This window comes from Burkholderia sp. ABCPW 11 (genome assembly GCF_001523445.1).
GTDB lineage: Bacteria > Pseudomonadota > Gammaproteobacteria > Burkholderiales > Burkholderiaceae > Burkholderia.
Window position 1 is genome coordinate 92,956 of the sequence record NZ_LOVM01000032.1, and the last position, 15,066, is coordinate 108,021.

Here is a 15,066-nt window from a genome sequence, read left to right on the forward strand (position 1 = left end):
ACGACGCGTCGGGCGCACAACACCAATCATTCGAGAGAGGGCCGTCTTCCCATGACCGCTACCCGATTTGCGGCGCGCACGCGTGCGCGTCGTCCGCTCGCATGCGCGCTGACCCTGTGCGCGCTGTCGTTCGGCATCCCGCCGGCCGCGCAGGCCGCGCTGCTGACCCCCGAGCAAACCGCCGACCTGTATCTCGGCGCATTCGTCAATGGCGACGCGTCGAAGGCTGAGCAGTTCAACAAGGCAACGCGCACGCACTTCGACGGCAAGGGTGTGCTCGACGTGGCGGAAATTGCGAAGCTCGCCGACAAGGTGAGCGAGGCTATCGTCGCCTCCATCCTGAACAAGGTGCCGGCGACGGTGCGCGCAACGGTGAGCGGGCCGGCCACCGCGGCGATCGAGTCGTTTCAGCATGCACTCGCGCGTTCCGAGTGCAAGGCCACCGGCTCGACGCGGAAACCGAACGAATCCGTGGAAGGCGAATCGATCGCGACGGTCGAATTCGCGTGCCGCGTCGCCGAGGTGGAGCCTGGCTTGCGGGCGCTGCGGGAGAAGGTCGACGAGCCGCGCTCGGAGGACGACAACGCGCGCGCGGCATACCTCGCGACGTTCCTGAAGGGCATGGTACCCGTGTTCGACCACGCGCAGACGAGCCGGCCGATGACGGGCCGGATCGACCTGCATGGCGCGGACGGCAAGGGCTGGATCATGGATTCCCCCGCTCAGGTGCTGCGGCCGGTCGTCAACGCGCTGATGAGCCAGATGCGGGACGCGGACGGCGACGCCGGCAAGTAATCGGCAGCGTCCGGGCTGTCGTGCACGTCGCCGGCGCGCCGGACATTCGAACGGGGGGCATCAACGATGAACGCTTTCACGCGAGGGCTGCTGGTTGCTGCAGCCGTGGTTTCGATGGGGGGCGCGGCGGCCGCGAATGCCGTCGCGGCCGAACCGGCGTCGACGCCGGCTGCGTATCCGGCGGTAGAGCGGCTGCTGGCCGATTTGCGCACGCGCTCGACGCCCGGCCAATACGCGGCAGTGGCCGGCGCGATTCACGCGTCGGCGGCGTTGGCCGGCCAGTTGAACGAACTGGTCGATGCGGGGCTGCTGACGCGCATCGCGGTCGACAGCGGCGAACCCGCTCTCGGCAGGACATCCGGCGCGTTGCGCAACGGGAGCGTCTGGATCCTGACGCCGGCCTTCGTCGACAGTCAGGCGCCGCGACGCCTGTCCCACGTCGTGCATGACGACGACATCCTGCCGGACAACATGGTCTTCGCGCTCGGCTACATGGCGTGGCGCGCGAAGCACGATACGGATGTCGGCCGCGAAGCCGCCGCATTGCGCGCATCGGGCGACAGCCCGGACGAGAAGAAGCGGCGCTGGATCGAGCTGAACACGCGGATCGACGCCGGCGGCTTCATCCAGGGCTGGAACGATACGGTCGATGCCGCCACGGTGCAGCACGGCGGCCGGCCGGTCGGTATCGCACAGGTCGTGCCGATGCTGATGAACCTGCGCTATCGCGGCCCACTGATCGAGGCGATCCAGGCGACGCCGCCGTTGCGGGTCACCGCGACGACCTTCTCGTTCGATCCGGCCAGCATCGATGCGCTTGCGCTGGCGCTCAAGGGTTCCGGCGTCATCGACATCGAGCCGTTCAACGCGGCGCGCTGACGCGCTTCACCACCCACCCCAGCGCGCCGCCAGCGCCGCGAGCACGGCCGCGCCGGCCGTCTCCGTGCGTAGCACGCGCGGCCCGAGCGACAGCGCGGTGAACCCGCGCGCACGGGCCGCGTTTTCCTCATCGGGCGACAGCCCGCCTTCGGGCCCGATCAGCAGCGTGACCGATGCCGCGGGTGGCGCATCAGGCAACGACGAAAACGGAATGCTCGCGCGCGGCGACAGCAGCAGCCGCAGTTCGCCGTCGCCCGGCGCGGCAGGCAGCGTATCGAGCCATGCGCCGAAGCCGCGTACTGCCGCGACGTCCGGCACGCGGTTGCGTCCGCACTGTTCGCACGACGCGCGCACGACGCCGCGCCAATGCGCGACGCGCTTGTCCGCCCGTTCACCGGACAGCTTCACGACGCCGCGCGCGGTCGACAGCGGCACGACCGCCGCGACGCCGAGCTCGACGGCCTTCTCGATCACCCAGTCCATCTTGTCGCCGCCGGCGATGCCTTGCGTGAGCGTCACGCGATAGGGCGGCTCGGCTTCGACCGGTTCGAACGCCTCGATCTGTGCGATTGCGTTGCGCTTGTCGATCTCGACGAGCCGCGCGCGGTATTGGCCGCCCGTGCCGTCGAACAGCGCGAGCACGTCGCCGGGCTGCAGCCGCAGCACCTGCGCGTGGCGCGCGACCTCGGCCGGCAGCGCGAGCGTGGTGTCGGCGCGCAATGCCGCGTCGACGAAAAAGCGCGGCACGGCCGCGGTGGTGGTGGCTTCGTTCATGCGTGTGGCGGTGTCGGTCATGCGTCGAGGCGGCACCCGAGCGCCCAGCGGTAGCCGTCGAGATCCTCGATCTGCGCGAACCGGTCGCCCCAGAACTGATCCTGCGGCTCGCTCAGCGATTTCGCGCCGGCGTCGAGCGCGCGCTGCCAGGTGGCGTCGACGTCGTCGACATACAGATAGAACGATTGCGGCGCGACGGCGTTTGCGCGCTTCGGCGTCAGGGCCTTCGAGCCGAACGCGCCCTCGGGCGCGAACATCACGATCAACTGGCCGCGATAGGTCATCTCGACGTGCATGATCGCGCCGTCCTCGTCGTGCACGTCGCGCAGCTCGAAGCCGAATGCGGCCTTGAAGAAATCGATGGCCGCGCGCACGTTGCGCACGGTCAGGTACGGCGTCAACCAAGGCACGTCGGCCGGACGTGGATCGGTCATGAAAATCTCCTGTTTTCGCGGTCGAACGGTGCGTTGCGGCGCGGTCGGTCGAATGGCGTTCGCTGCATCCGGTCGTTCCGGCTCCGCGTTTCGCAGGCGAACCATGCGAAGCCTCGAAGGAAAACGGAGCGATGCGGCCGTCCGGACGTTCAGCGGCGAACGCCCAGTGTATCGCGCAGCGCGCGGGGCAGGGCAAAGAGGGCCGCATGAAGTCGTGCATCGTAATAGCGCAATCCCTGCACGCGGCGCGCAGCGAGCCGTTCGTCGACGTCGTGCGCGAACAGCGCGGCCGCGTCGAGCGTGTCGCTCGCGATCGCCATCAGCCACTGCGAGCCGTACAGCGGCACATGGGCGGACAACGGATCGACGAACGCGAAACTCGCGCGCAGGTCGTCGAGCAGCGCGGCGATGCGCGTCGCGTGGAACACCGGCGAGCCGAGATGCATCGAGATCGCGCCGCGCGGCGTGAGGATCCGCTTGAGTCGGGCGTAGAACGCGCGCGTGTAGAGGCCGGCCGCCGGCGAATCGGGCGGCGTGAGGTCGAACACCACGAGATCGAAATGCTCGACGGTCGACGCGACGAAATGCGCGGCGTCGCCGATCACCACTTCCACACGCGGGTCGTCGAGCGCGCCCTGGTGCACGTCGTCGAGATAGCGGCGCGCCATCCCGACCACCTCGTCGTCGAGTTCGGCGATCACGATCCGTTCGATGCATGCGTGCTTGAGCAACTGCCGCGCGGCGCCGCCGTCGCCGCCGCCGAGCACGAGCGCCTTGCGCGGCGACGGATGCGCGAGCGCGGCCGGGTGCGTCATGCACTCGTGATAGACGTACTCGTCGCCGACCGACGTCATCGGCCGGCCATCGAGCGTGAACAGGCGGCCGAGCTGCGGGGTGTCCCAGACTTCGATCTGCTGGTGCGGGGACGCGACGTGCGCGAGCCGCCGCGCATTCGGGAAGCCGTAGGTGGCGTCGGGCGTCGGGTGAAAGAGAAGGGTGGTACTCACGGGCAGGCCGCTGGGGCAGTTCCGACGCCTGAATTATAGGCGGCGGCCGGTTTGGCGGAAAACCGTGCCGGAACACGACGCGCCGACAAGGGAAATGTCGGCCCATCTGTTAAAATGACGAGCTTTGCAGCCCCGTCCGTTGGCTCCGTCCGCTTCGCGTCCGTCAGGCGCCGCACCGCGCGCCGGGAACGATTGACGCTCGAGCTTCCGGATGCCGCCGTGCTCCCGTTTCCTCGACTCGTTCTCCGGACTCGACATGACGACTTCGTCTCCCGCCTCCACCACCCTGATGGCCAACGCGATCCGTGCGCTCGCGATGGACGCCGTCCAGCAAGCGAACTCCGGTCACCCCGGCATGCCGATGGGCATGGCCGAAATCGGCGTGGCGCTCTGGTCGCGCCATCTGAAGCACAACCCGGCGAACCCGCACTGGGCCGACCGCGATCGTTTCGTGCTGTCGAACGGCCATGGCTCGATGCTGCTGTACTCGCTGCTGCACCTGACCGGCTACGACCTGCCGATCGAAGAGCTGAAGAACTTCCGCCAGCTGCACTCGAAGACGCCGGGCCACCCGGAATACGGGATCACGCCGGGCGTCGAGACGACCACCGGCCCGCTCGGCCAGGGTCTCGCGAACGCGGTCGGCATGGCGCTCGGCGAAGCGCTGATGGCCGACGAGTTCAACCGCGACGGCGCGAAGATCGTCGATCACCACACGTACGTGTTCCTCGGCGACGGCTGCCTGATGGAAGGCATCTCGCACGAGGCCTGCTCGCTCGCGGGCACGCTGAAGCTGAACAAGCTGATCGCGCTGTACGACGACAACGGCATCTCGATCGACGGCGACGTCGTGAACTGGTTCCACGACGACACGCCGAAGCGTTTCGAAGCGTACGGCTGGAACGTGATCCCGAACGTGAACGGCCACGACGTCGACGCGGTCGACGCGGCGATCGCGAAGGCGAAGCTGTCGGACAAGCCGACGCTGATCTGCTGCAAGACGGTGATCGGCAAGGGTGCGGCAACCAAGGCCGGCGGCCACGACGTGCACGGCGCCGCGCTCGGCGCGGAAGAAATCGCGAAGACGCGCGAAGCGCTCGGCTGGAAGTGGGAGCCGTTCGTGATTCCGCAGGAAGTTTATGCGGCATGGGACGCGAAGGAAGCCGGCAAGCGCGCCGAGACCGAATGGGACGCGACGTTCGCGGCCTATCGCGCGAAGTACCCGGCGGAAGCGGCCGAATTCGAGCGCCGGATGGCCAACAAGCTGCCGGCCGACTGGGCCGAGAAGGCTGCCGCGATCATCGCCGGCGCGAACGAGCGCGCCGAGACGGTCGCGACCCGCAAGGCGTCGCAGCAGGCGATCGAGGGCCTCGCCGCCGCGCTGCCCGAGCTGCTCGGCGGCTCGGCCGACCTGACCGGCTCGAACCTGACCAACTGGAAGGCGTCGAAGGCCGTGCGCGCGAATCCGGAAGGCGCGGGCGTGCGGCTCGGCAACCACATCAACTACGGCGTGCGCGAATTCGGCATGAGCGCCGCGATCAACGGCCTCGCGCTGCACGGCGGCCACAAGCCGTTCGGCGGCACGTTCCTGACGTTCTCCGACTACAGCCGCAACGCGCTGCGCGTGGCCGCGCTGATGAAGGTGCCGTCGATCTTCGTGTTCACGCACGATTCGATCGGCCTCGGCGAAGACGGCCCGACGCACCAGTCGATCGAGCACGTGTCGAGCCTGCGGCTGATCCCGAACCACGACGTCTGGCGCCCGGCCGACACGGTCGAGACGGCCGTCGCATGGACCCAGGCGATCGCCGCGGATCGTCCGTCGAGCCTGATCTTCAGCCGCCAGAACCTCGCGTTCAACCCGCGTACCGATGCGCAGATCGCGAACATCGAGAAGGGCGGTTACGTGCTGAAGGACTGGGACGACGAGATCGTTGCGCGCAAGATCATCCTGATCGCGACGGGCTCGGAAGTCGAACTCGCGATGAAGGCCGTCGAGCCGCTCGCGCAGCAGGGCATCGCGGCGCGCGTCGTGTCGATGCCGTCGACCAACGTGTTCGACCGCCAGGACGCCGAATACCGCGAACGCGTGCTGCCGCACGGCGTGCGCCGCGTCGCGATCGAAGCGGGCGTGACGAGCTTCTGGCACAAGTACGTCGGCCTCGAAGGCGGCGTAGTCGGGATCGACACGTTCGGCGAATCGGCGCCGGCCGGCGTGCTGTTCAAGTACTTCGGCTTCACCGTCGAGCACGTCGTCGAGACGGCGAAGGCCGTGCTGGCCTAAAAGCATACGCGACGCGCGCCGCCCGATGCGCGCGTCGCACCGTGAAGCTGCACGAAACGAATTTTTTCAGCCATCAGGAGATAGACCATGACGATTCGCGTCGCAATCAACGGCTACGGCCGTATCGGCCGCAACACGCTGCGCGCGTTTTATGAAAACGGCAAGAAGCACGATATCGAGATCGTCGCGATCAACGACCTGGGCGATGCGAAGACCAACGCGCACCTGACCCAGTACGACACCGCACACGGCAAGTTCCCGGGCGAAGTGTCGGTCGACGGCGACTACCTCGTCGTGAACGGCGACAAGATCCGCGTGCTCGCGAACCGCAACCCGGCCGAACTGCCGTGGGGCGAGCTGGGCGTCGACGTCGTGATGGAGTGCACGGGCTTCTTCACGACCAAGGAAAAGGCGAGCGCGCACCTGAAGGGCGGCGCGAAGAAGGTGATCATCTCGGCGCCGGGCGGCAAGGACGTTGACGCGACGATCGTCTACGGCGTGAACCACGACGTGCTGAAGGCCGAGCACACGGTCATCTCGAACGCATCGTGCACGACGAACTGCCTCGCGCCGCTCGTCAAGCCGCTGAACGACAAGATCGGCCTCGAAACCGGCCTGATGACGACGATCCACGCGTACACGAACGACCAGGTGCTGACGGACGTCTACCACGAAGACCTGCGCCGCGCGCGTTCGGCCACGCACAGCCAGATCCCGACGAAGACGGGCGCGGCTTCCGCTGTCGGCCTCGTACTGCCGGAACTGAACGGCAAGCTCGACGGCTACGCGATCCGCGTCCCGACGATCAACGTGTCGATCGTCGACCTGTCGTTCATCGCGAAGCGCGACACGACGGTCGAGGAAGTCAACGCGATCATGAAGGAAGCATCGGAAGGCGCGCTGAAGGGCATCCTCGGCTACAACGACGCACCGCTGGTGTCGATCGACTTCAACCACAACCCGGCTTCGTCGACGTTCGATGCGACGCTGACCAAGGTGTCGGGCCGCCTCGTGAAGGTGTCGAGCTGGTACGACAACGAGTGGGGTTTCTCGAACCGCATGCTGGATACGGCCGTCGCATTCGCGAACGCGAAGTAATCCCGCACGTCGCGCGGCCGCCGCAACGCGGCCGGCGTGGCGGACGAACCCGGCCCGGGTTTCCCGGCCGGGTTTTTTATTGCCCGCCGTTCGCTGTCGCATGTTCGATCGCGGCGACGAACGCGCGCTTCAGCGGGCTGTCGAGATCGGTCCACGCGAGGCCGATGCCACTGCGATGACCGGGCAGGTCGAGCGGCCGCGCGAGCACGTTCGGCGGCAGCGCGCTGGCCGCTTCCGCCGGAATCAGCCCGATCCCCATTCCCGCCGCGACGAGCGCGAGCATCGTCGTGAATTCCCCGAACTCCTGGGCGATCTCGAGCGTCGTGCCCGCGCGGCTCAGCGCGAGCAGCATGTCGTCGTGAAAGCCGGGCGCGTAGCGGCGCGCGAGCACGAACGCGGGGTGGCCGCGCAATGCGGCGGGCGAAATCGCATCGCGCGCGGCGAGCGGATGGCCGAGCGGCAGCGCGACGACGAAGCCTTCCTCGAGCACCACGCGGATATCGATGCCCGCATACGCGGCCGGCAGCCGGATCATGCCGAAGTCGATCCGCCGGTCGCGCAGCGCGGCGATCTGGTCGGGCGTCGGCATGTCCTTCAGCTCGAGCGCGATCAGCGGATAGCGCTCGCGCATCGCGCGCAGCACGGCCGGCAGCAGCGCCGGCAATACCGACGACACGAACGCGATCCGCAGCGTGCCGATTTCGCCGCGGCTCGACAGCCGCGCCATCTGTTCCGCGCGTGCAGCCTGCTGCAGCGTCGCCCGCGCTTCGGGCAGGAACACGCGCCCCGTGTCGCTCAGCTCGACCTTGTGCCGGTCGCGCTCGAACAGGCGTGCGCCGAGTTCCGCCTCGAGCGCCTTGATCTGCATGCTCAGCGCGGGCTGCACGATGCACAGGCGCTGCGCGGCGCGCCCGAAATGCAGCTCTTCCGCGAGCGTGACGAAGGCGCGCAATTGCTTGAGTTCCATGGGCGGCGGGCACGAAAGGACGGTAATCAATTTTCATGATAACCGGATCAAGAAAGACCATTGGCGCGGCGCCCCGGTTGCGACGGAAGATACCGTTCACACGAGACCGGCCGCGACGGGCAGCCGGCTCGTCGGGTACGAGGAGACATCCATGACTGACGCGCTTGACCGGTTCCGCCTCGACGGCCGCCGCGCGCTGATTACCGGTTCCGGCCGCGGGATCGGGCTGACGCTTGCCCGCGGGCTCGCGGAAGCGGGCGCGGCGATCGTCATCAATGATCGCAATGAAGAGAAGGCCGCGACGCTCGCGCGCCGTTTCCGCGACGAAGGCTTCGCGGCCGACCATGCGGTGTTCGACGTGACCGAGCACGCGCAGGTACGCATGGCGATCGACGATGTCGAGGCGCGCGTCGGCGCGATCGACATCCTCGTGAACAACGCGGGCATCCAGCGTCGCGCGCCGCTCGACGCATTCGACCCGGACGACTGGCATGCGCTGATGCGCGTGAATCTCGACGGCGTGTTCAACGTCGCGCAGGCCGTCGCGCGGCACATGATCGCGCGCGGCCGCGGGAAGATCATCAACATCTGTTCGGTGCAGAGCGAGCTCGCGCGGCCGACGATCGCGCCGTATGCGGCGACCAAGGGTGCGGTGCGGATGCTGACCAAGGGGATGTGCGCCGACTGGGCACGTCACGGCATCCAGGCCAACGGCCTCGCGCCTGGCTATTTCGAAACCGAGCTGAATCGCGCGCTGGTCGACGACGCGGCGTTTTCGGACTGGCTGTGCAAGCGCACGCCGGCCGGCCGCTGGGGGCAGGTCGACGAGCTGTGCGGCGCGGCGATCTTCCTCGCGTCGGCCGCGTCCGATTTCGTGAACGGCCAGACGCTGTTCGTGGATGGCGGGCTGACCAGTGCCGTCTGACAAGGAGCGTGTCATGCGTATGCGTTGCATGTGTGTCGTGATCCACGGGCCGAACGACCTGCGGGTCGAGGAGCAGGACGCGGGCGAGATCGGCCCGGGCCAGGTGCGCGTCGACGTCGCGATGGGCGGCATCTGCGGCTCCGATCTGCATTACTTCCGGCATGGCGGTTTCGGCGCGATCCGGCTGCAGCAGCCGATGGTGCTCGGCCACGAGGTCGCCGGCACGGTCGCGGCAGTGGCGCCGGACGTGACGTCGGTGAAGGTCGGCGATCGCGTCGCGGTCAATCCGAGCCGGCCGTGCGGCGCATGTCGCTACTGCCTCGACGGGCTGCCGAACCAGTGCCTGGACATGCGCTTCTACGGCAGCGCGATGCGCATGCCGCACGTGCAGGGCGCGTTCCGCAACGCGCTCGTGTGCGACGCGGTGCAGTGCGTGAAGGTCGCCGATCACGTGCCGCTGTCGCTCGCGGCGCTCGCCGAGCCATTCGCGGTCGGGCTGCATGCGGTGTCGCGCGCGGGCGCGCTGATCGGCAAGCGCGTGCTCGTGTCGGGTTGCGGGCCGATCGGCGTGCTGGCGATCGCGGCGGCGCGCGTGCACGGCGCGGCGGAGATCGTCGCGACCGACGTCGTCGACGCGCCGCTGGACGTGGCGCGCGCGCTCGGCGCGGACCGCACGATCAACGCGGCGGCCGATGCCGGCTGGGTCGAACGCTACAGCGCCGACAAGGGCACGTTCGACGTGATGATCGAATGTTCGGGCAATGCGCGCGCGTTGCGCGACGGACTGGACGTGATGCGTCCGCGCGGCGTCGTCGTACAGCTCGGGCTCGGCGGCGACGTGAGCTTGCCGCAGAACGTCGTGGTCGCGAAGGAGCTGTCGATCTGCGGGTCGTTTCGCTTTCATGCGGAATTCGCGCTGGCGGTGCAGCTGATCAACGCGGGGCGCGTCGACCTGCGGCCGGCCGTCACGCGCGTGTTCCCGATGCGCGATGCGAACCTCGCGTTCGAACTGGCGGGCGACCGCCAGCGTGCGATGAAGGTGCTGATCGATTTCGCGAACGAGGCCGCGTGACGGTGCGGCGTCGGCGCGTCGCGACGGCTGCGGCATCCCTGGTGAAAAGGCACGCCCGCGATGCGCGCAGCGTGCCTTTCTCGTCGTGCGGTGCAAACGGATCGCCGGCCTGCCGCATCACTGCGTGACCCGTCGCGTGCCGACACGTTGCGATGCGAGCCACAGCGCGATCAGCGCACCCGACAGCGCGGCGCCCGCGATGCACACGCCGCGCCAGCCGTCGAGGCCGTACGCGACGCTCGCCGCGAACGACCCGAACGCGCCGCCGATGAAATAGCTCGTCAGGTAGATCGTCGTCACGCGGCTGCGTGCGTTGCCCGCGAGCGCATAGATCACGCTCTGGTTCGAGATGTGCATGCCCTGCACGCCGACGTCGAGCAGCAGGATGCCCGCGATCAGCGCCGCGAGCGAATGCGAGCCGGTCGCGATCAGCGCGAACGACGCGAGCACGGCCGCCGCGAACAGGCCGGTGGCCGCATTGCCGTGACCGCGATCGACGAGCCGGCCGGCCGACGTCGCCGCGAGCGCGCCGACCGCGCCGACGATCCCGAACAGGCCGATCTGCCCTTCCGAATAGCTGTACGGCGGTTGGCTCAGCAAAAACGTGAGGCCTGTCCACAGCAGGCTGAAGCACGCGAACACGAGCGCGCCGTAGGTCGAGCGCAGCACGATCGGCGGCTGCGCGCACACCAGCGCGACGAGCGACTTCATCAGCGCCGCGTAGTCGACGCGCACGTCGCGGCGGTCCTTCGGCAGCTTCACGGCGAGCACGGCGGTCAGCGCGAGCACCATCGCGGCGGCGATGCCGTACACCGCGCGCCAGCCGAGCCAGTCGGCGATCGCGCCGGCCGCGACGCGCGCGAGCAGGATACCCAGCAGGAGCCCGCTCATCACGGTGCCGACCGCGCGGCCGCGCGAGCGCGCATCGGCGAGCGACGCCGCGAACGGCACGAGCAGCTGCGTCGAACAGGTGACGAAGCCGACCGCGACGTTCGCGACGACGAACATCGTGAAGTTCGTGCTGGACGCGACCGCGATCAGTGCGACGACGTTGAGCATCAGCAGCCGCACGATCAGCGTATGGCGATTGACCGCGTCGCCGAGCGGGACGATCAGCAGCAGGCTGGCCGCATAGCCGAGCTGCGTCAGCGTGACGAGATAGCCGAGCTCGGTCGGCGCGCGCCCGAAGCTGTGCGCGATCGCGGCGAGCAGCGGCTGCGCGTAGTAGATATTGCCGATGACGATGCCGCACGCGCACGCGAACAGCAGCGTCATGCCGCGGGTGAGGGGAGGGTGGTTGTCGTGATGCGGTTCCATGATCGCGAAAAACGGCGGCGCCGGCCGGCGGCACGGGCCGTCGGTTGCGCGGGGTGAAGGAAATCGGGGGCCGGCGTCGGCGGATCGGCGGTGAGCCGAAGCGCGCCGGGCGGACCGCGGCCGAGCCCGGATCGGGCGGGCGGCGGATCGCCGTGCGGCGGGCGGAAGCAGGGCGGGCCCGGGCGTGCCGCTTTCATGCGGCGACAGCGGCGCTGCACGGAAGCGGATGTGCGTATGATGCGGGTATCGACCCATAGCGTCCAAGACTGGATCGTTATGGTCTCTATTGGCAAAACCAATACGTTGGTTGCGATGCTTCTCCGCCACATCCGCTATTTCCTGGCCGTCGCCGAGCAGCGCAGTTTCACGCGCGCGGCCGATGCGCTGCACGTGTCGCAGCCGACGCTGTCGCAGCAGGTCCGCCAGCTCGAGGAAACGCTCGGCGTGCAGTTGTTCGACCGCTCGGGCCGCACGGTGCAGCTCACCGAATTCGGCGAGGTCTATGCGCGGCATGCGCGCGCCGCACTGCACGCGCTCGATACCGGGCAGCGCGCGCTGCACGACGTCGCCGATCTCGGCAGCGGCTCGCTGCGGCTCGCGATGATGCCGACGTTCGCGGCTTACCTGAGCGGCTCGCTGATCGACGCATTCCATGCCGACCATCCGAACGTCGCGCTGACGATCGACGCGATGCCGCAGGCGCGCATCGAGGCGCTGCTCGCCGACGACCGGCTCGACGCCGGCTTCGCGTTCATGCCGCCGCGCGCGCCGGACATCGACGCACTGCCGCTGTGGGACGAGCCGCTCGCGCTGGTGACGGGGCGCACGCACCGCCTCGCGCGCCGCCGCCGCGCGCTGACGCCGGCCGAGCTCGGCGGCGAGCCGCTGGTGCTGCTGAGCCGTGCGTTCGCGACGCGCGAGCACATCGACCGGTATTTCGTCGAGCACGGCGCGCGGCCGTCGATCGCGATCGAGACGAATACGGTCAGCGCGGTGCTGGAACTCGTACGGTGCGGCCGGCTCGCGACGGTGCTGCCCGACGCGGTCGCGCGCGAGAGCGGCGACCTGTGCGCACTGGAGATCGATCCGCCGCTGCCGACGCGCACGGCCGCGCTGCTCACGCGCAAGGGCGCGTACCGCAGCGTCGCGGCGCGCGCATTCATCGAGCGCGTGCTCGCCTATCGCGATTCGTCGGAACGGTGACCGGCGCGGCCGGCCGGACGGGCAGACGGCGGCGCGGGGGGAATTACGTGCCGGGCGTCGGGAAGAATACGCCCGCGCGCTGTGCGGCGTTCGCGATGTGCGTTTCGATCGCGATGCCGGCGGCGGCCGCATCGCGCGCGATCAGCGCGTCGACGATCGCACGGTGCTCGTGCCAGGTCGACAGCAGCAGTTCGCGGCGGTAGAACGGCATGCGCTGGCTTTCCTTCATGATGTCCGCGCTGCTGCGCAGGATGGATTCGATCGCTGCGTTGCCGGCCAGATGGATGATCCGCATGTGGAAGTCGAAGTCGAGCCGCGAGGCTTCTTCGAGTGCGTTCTCCGTCAGCGCGACGTGCAGGTCGGCGAGGTTGTCCTCGAACCACGCGATGTCGGCGTCGCTGACCACGCGCGCGGCCATCCGCGCGGCGAAGCCTTCGAGCGCATAGCGCATCTGGTAGGTGTCGGGCGGCGACGACTGCTCGGCGAATTGCCACGGATGCGCGGCCGACGCCTGCGCGCTTTCGACGTACACGCCCTTGCCCGCGCGGATGCGCAGCATCCCGAGCGCCTCGAGCGTCGACAGCGCCTCGCGCAGCGACGCGCGGCTGATTTCCAACTCCTCGGAGAGCTGGCGCTGGGCCGGCAGCAGGCTGCCGACCGGGTACACGCCTGTCTCGATCCGGTCGCGGATCGTCGCGATGGCGGTGTCGGTCACGGTATGCGGAACATTTTTCATGGTGTGAACGATGGCCGGTCTGACCGGCATTGTAATCCGCCCGCGAGTGGTGCACGACCGCCTGCGGGAAAGCCACGATCCGCCCCTTTCCGGGGCGCCGCAAGCCCGTGCGCGGGGGCGGGAAATCCCTATTTTGTTCGTCCTTGACGCCACTATATCGGCTTCCTACTATCCCCCATAACATCACTGGTCTTACCAGTATGAACAGACGAAACTGCAACCGTTGGATCGGGAGAGCGCCGTGTCGAAATTCCTCAATTCGCTGTTTGGCCGGGTAGTCGTCGCATTAATCCTGGGGGTGGCGCTCGGTGCGTTCTTTCCGCACTTCGCCGAGTCGCTGCGTCCGCTCGGCGACGGCTTCCTGAAGCTCATCAAGATGGTCATCGGCCCGATCGTGTTCTGCGTCGTGGTCAGCGGCATGGCCAATGCGGGCGACCTGAAGAAGGTCGGCCGGGTCGGCCTGAAGGCGGTCGTCTACTTCGAGGTGATGACGACGCTCGCGCTCGGCATCGGGCTCGTCCTCGCGTGGGTCACGCGCCCCGGCGTCGGGATGAACATCGACCTGCGCTCGCTCGACGCGGCGTCGCTGTCGACGTACGCGAAGAATGCCGAAAGCCTGAAGGACACGGCCGGCTACCTGATGAAGATCATCCCCGAGACGGCGATCGACGCGTTCGCGAAGGGCGACATCCTGCAGATCCTCGTGTTCGCGGTGCTGTTCGGCTCCGCGCTGTCGCTGCTCGGGGACAAGGCGCAGCGCGTCAATTCGCTGATCGAGGAGCTGTCGCACGTGTTCTTCCGGATCATCGGCTTCATCATCAAGCTCGCGCCGCTCGGCGTGCTCGGCGCGATCGCGTTCACGACCGGCAAGTACGGCGTCGCGTCGCTCAAGCAGCTCGGCTACCTTGTCGCGGTGTTCTACCTGAGCTGCTTCGTGTTCGTCACGGTCGTGCTCGGCGCGGTGATGCGGCTCGCGGGCTTCTCCGTGTTCAAGCTGATCCGCTATCTGCGCGAGGAACTGTCGATCGTGCTCGGCACGGCGTCGTCGGACGCGGTGCTGCCGCAGGTGATGAGCAAGCTCGAATACATGGGCATCAAGGATTCGACCGTCGGCCTCGTGATTCCGACCGGCTATTCGTTCAACCTCGACGGCTTCTCGATCTACCTGACGCTCGCGGTGCTGTTCATCGCGCAGGCCACCAACACGCCGCTGTCCACGCACGACCTGATCGTCGTGCTGCTCGTGTCGCTCGTCACGTCGAAGGGCGCGCACGGCATCCCCGGCTCGGCGATCGTGATTCTCGCGGCGACGCTGTCGGCGATTCCCGCGATTCCGGTGCTCGGCCTCGTGCTGATCCTGCCGGTCGACTGGTTCGTCGGCATCGCCCGCGCGTTGACCAACCTGATCGGCAACTGCGTCGCGACGGTGGTGGTCGCCGTGTGGGAGAACGACATCGACCGCGCCCGCGCACAGCGCGTGCTGAACCGCGAGCTGCGCTACGTGGCCGATGCGCCGGGCAGCGCCGCACCGGTCGCCGGCGACCAGGCTCACGCGCTCTGAACACGCCGCTCGCG

At 68.4% G+C, this 15,066-nt stretch carries 14 protein-coding genes; 8 read left to right on the forward strand and 6 right to left on the reverse strand.

Features of this window, described 5'->3' with window-relative positions; all coding sequences use genetic code 11:
* Nucleotides 1-51 precede the first annotated feature (51 nt).
* Nucleotides 52-795, forward strand: coding sequence for a hypothetical protein (locus WS61_RS13630; protein ID WP_059500958.1), 744 nt, complete (start codon nucleotides 52-54; stop codon nucleotides 793-795).
* Nucleotides 796-861: 66 nt separating this feature from the next.
* Nucleotides 862-1,674, forward strand: coding sequence for a hypothetical protein (locus WS61_RS13635; RefSeq protein ID WP_059500959.1), 813 nt, complete (start codon nucleotides 862-864; stop codon nucleotides 1,672-1,674).
* Between the two features lie 6 nt (nucleotides 1,675-1,680).
* On the opposite strand, the gene WS61_RS13640 is transcribed toward WS61_RS13635, so the two are convergent.
* The 3 genes from WS61_RS13640 to speE all read right to left on the reverse strand — a co-directional run bounded on the left by WS61_RS13640 (nucleotide 1,681) and on the right by speE (nucleotide 3,889).
* Nucleotides 1,681-2,448: a 16S rRNA (uracil(1498)-N(3))-methyltransferase gene (locus tag WS61_RS13640; protein WP_059501110.1), complete on the reverse strand. Its 768-nt coding sequence runs from the start codon at nucleotides 2,446-2,448 to the stop codon at nucleotides 1,681-1,683.
* Between the two features lie 17 nt (nucleotides 2,449-2,465).
* Nucleotides 2,466-2,882 (reverse strand): glyoxalase/bleomycin resistance/extradiol dioxygenase family protein, encoded by a 417-nt coding sequence (locus WS61_RS13645; RefSeq protein WP_059500960.1) that lies wholly within the window; start codon nucleotides 2,880-2,882, stop codon nucleotides 2,466-2,468.
* Between the two features lie 149 nt (nucleotides 2,883-3,031).
* Complete coding sequence (speE, locus tag WS61_RS13650; RefSeq protein WP_034206387.1) at nucleotides 3,032-3,889, reverse strand: polyamine aminopropyltransferase; 858 nt, start codon at nucleotides 3,887-3,889, stop codon at nucleotides 3,032-3,034.
* Between the two features lie 211 nt (nucleotides 3,890-4,100).
* Between speE and tkt the strand changes: the two genes are divergently transcribed.
* Together tkt and gap are read left to right on the forward strand one after the other, a co-directional pair.
* Complete coding sequence (gene tkt, locus WS61_RS13655; RefSeq protein ID WP_059500961.1) at nucleotides 4,101-6,173, forward strand: transketolase; 2,073 nt, start codon at nucleotides 4,101-4,103, stop codon at nucleotides 6,171-6,173.
* Nucleotides 6,174-6,260: 87 nt separating this feature from the next.
* On the forward strand, nucleotides 6,261-7,271 hold the full coding sequence (gene gap / locus WS61_RS13660; protein ID WP_059500962.1) for a type I glyceraldehyde-3-phosphate dehydrogenase: 1,011 nt from the start codon (nucleotides 6,261-6,263) through the stop codon (nucleotides 7,269-7,271).
* A gap of 76 nt (nucleotides 7,272-7,347) precedes the next feature.
* Here gap and WS61_RS13665 read toward each other — a convergent pair whose 3' ends face one another.
* Complete coding sequence (locus WS61_RS13665) at nucleotides 7,348-8,238, reverse strand: LysR family transcriptional regulator (protein WP_059500963.1); 891 nt, start codon at nucleotides 8,236-8,238, stop codon at nucleotides 7,348-7,350.
* A gap of 151 nt (nucleotides 8,239-8,389) precedes the next feature.
* On the opposite strand from WS61_RS13665, the gene WS61_RS13670 reads away from it, so the two are divergent.
* Nucleotides 8,390-9,163 (forward strand): SDR family NAD(P)-dependent oxidoreductase, encoded by a 774-nt coding sequence (locus WS61_RS13670; RefSeq protein ID WP_059500964.1) that lies wholly within the window; start codon nucleotides 8,390-8,392, stop codon nucleotides 9,161-9,163.
* A 13-nt stretch (nucleotides 9,164-9,176) separates the two neighbouring features.
* Nucleotides 9,177-10,235 carry an L-idonate 5-dehydrogenase gene (locus WS61_RS13675; protein ID WP_059501111.1) on the forward strand — a complete coding sequence of 353 codons (1,059 nt, stop codon included), beginning with the start codon at nucleotides 9,177-9,179 and terminating at the stop codon, nucleotides 10,233-10,235.
* A gap of 117 nt (nucleotides 10,236-10,352) precedes the next feature.
* Here WS61_RS13675 and WS61_RS13680 read toward each other — a convergent pair whose 3' ends face one another.
* Nucleotides 10,353-11,552 carry an MFS transporter gene (locus WS61_RS13680; protein WP_059500965.1) on the reverse strand — a complete coding sequence of 400 codons (1,200 nt, stop codon included), beginning with the start codon at nucleotides 11,550-11,552 and terminating at the stop codon, nucleotides 10,353-10,355.
* Nucleotides 11,553-11,864: 312 nt separating this feature from the next.
* Here WS61_RS13680 and cynR point away from each other — a divergent pair, with 312 nt between their 5' ends.
* Entirely contained in the window at nucleotides 11,865-12,755 is an 891-nt protein-coding gene (gene cynR, locus WS61_RS13685; protein WP_059500966.1) for a transcriptional regulator CynR, read from the forward strand.
* 43 nt (nucleotides 12,756-12,798) lie between these two features.
* Here cynR and WS61_RS13690 read toward each other — a convergent pair whose 3' ends face one another.
* Entirely contained in the window at nucleotides 12,799-13,521 is a 723-nt protein-coding gene (locus tag WS61_RS13690) for a FadR/GntR family transcriptional regulator (protein WP_179949386.1), read from the reverse strand.
* Nucleotides 13,522-13,732: 211 nt separating this feature from the next.
* On the opposite strand from WS61_RS13690, the gene WS61_RS13695 reads away from it, so the two are divergent.
* Nucleotides 13,733-15,052, forward strand: coding sequence for a C4-dicarboxylate transporter DctA (locus WS61_RS13695; RefSeq protein ID WP_059500968.1), 1,320 nt, complete (start codon nucleotides 13,733-13,735; stop codon nucleotides 15,050-15,052).
* Nucleotides 15,053-15,066 lie beyond the last annotated feature (14 nt).

Bases quoted from the DNA above. Each gene is read 5' to 3' on its own strand.
- WS61_RS13680 (WP_059500965.1), bottom strand. From the start codon at position 11,552: ATGGAACCGCATCACGACAACCACCCTCCCCTCACCCGCGGCATGACG.
- WS61_RS13635 (WP_059500959.1), top strand. From the start codon at position 862: ATGAACGCTTTCACGCGAGGGCTGCTGGTTGCTGCAGCCGTGGTTTCG.
- WS61_RS13670 (WP_059500964.1), top strand. From the start codon at position 8,390: ATGACTGACGCGCTTGACCGGTTCCGCCTCGACGGCCGCCGCGCGCTG.
- WS61_RS13645 (WP_059500960.1), bottom strand. From the start codon at position 2,882: ATGACCGATCCACGTCCGGCCGACGTGCCTTGGTTGACGCCGTACCTG.
- tkt (WP_059500961.1), top strand. From the start codon at position 4,101: ATGCCGCCGTGCTCCCGTTTCCTCGACTCGTTCTCCGGACTCGACATG.
- WS61_RS13690 (WP_179949386.1), bottom strand. From the start codon at position 13,521: ATGCCGGTCAGACCGGCCATCGTTCACACCATGAAAAATGTTCCGCAT.
- WS61_RS13640 (WP_059501110.1), bottom strand. From the start codon at position 2,448: ATGAACGAAGCCACCACCACCGCGGCCGTGCCGCGCTTTTTCGTCGAC.
- WS61_RS13675 (WP_059501111.1), top strand. From the start codon at position 9,177: ATGCGTATGCGTTGCATGTGTGTCGTGATCCACGGGCCGAACGACCTG.
- cynR (WP_059500966.1), top strand. From the start codon at position 11,865: ATGCTTCTCCGCCACATCCGCTATTTCCTGGCCGTCGCCGAGCAGCGC.
- gap (WP_059500962.1), top strand. From the start codon at position 6,261: ATGACGATTCGCGTCGCAATCAACGGCTACGGCCGTATCGGCCGCAAC.
- WS61_RS13630 (WP_059500958.1), top strand. From the start codon at position 52: ATGACCGCTACCCGATTTGCGGCGCGCACGCGTGCGCGTCGTCCGCTC.
- WS61_RS13665 (WP_059500963.1), bottom strand. From the start codon at position 8,238: ATGGAACTCAAGCAATTGCGCGCCTTCGTCACGCTCGCGGAAGAGCTG.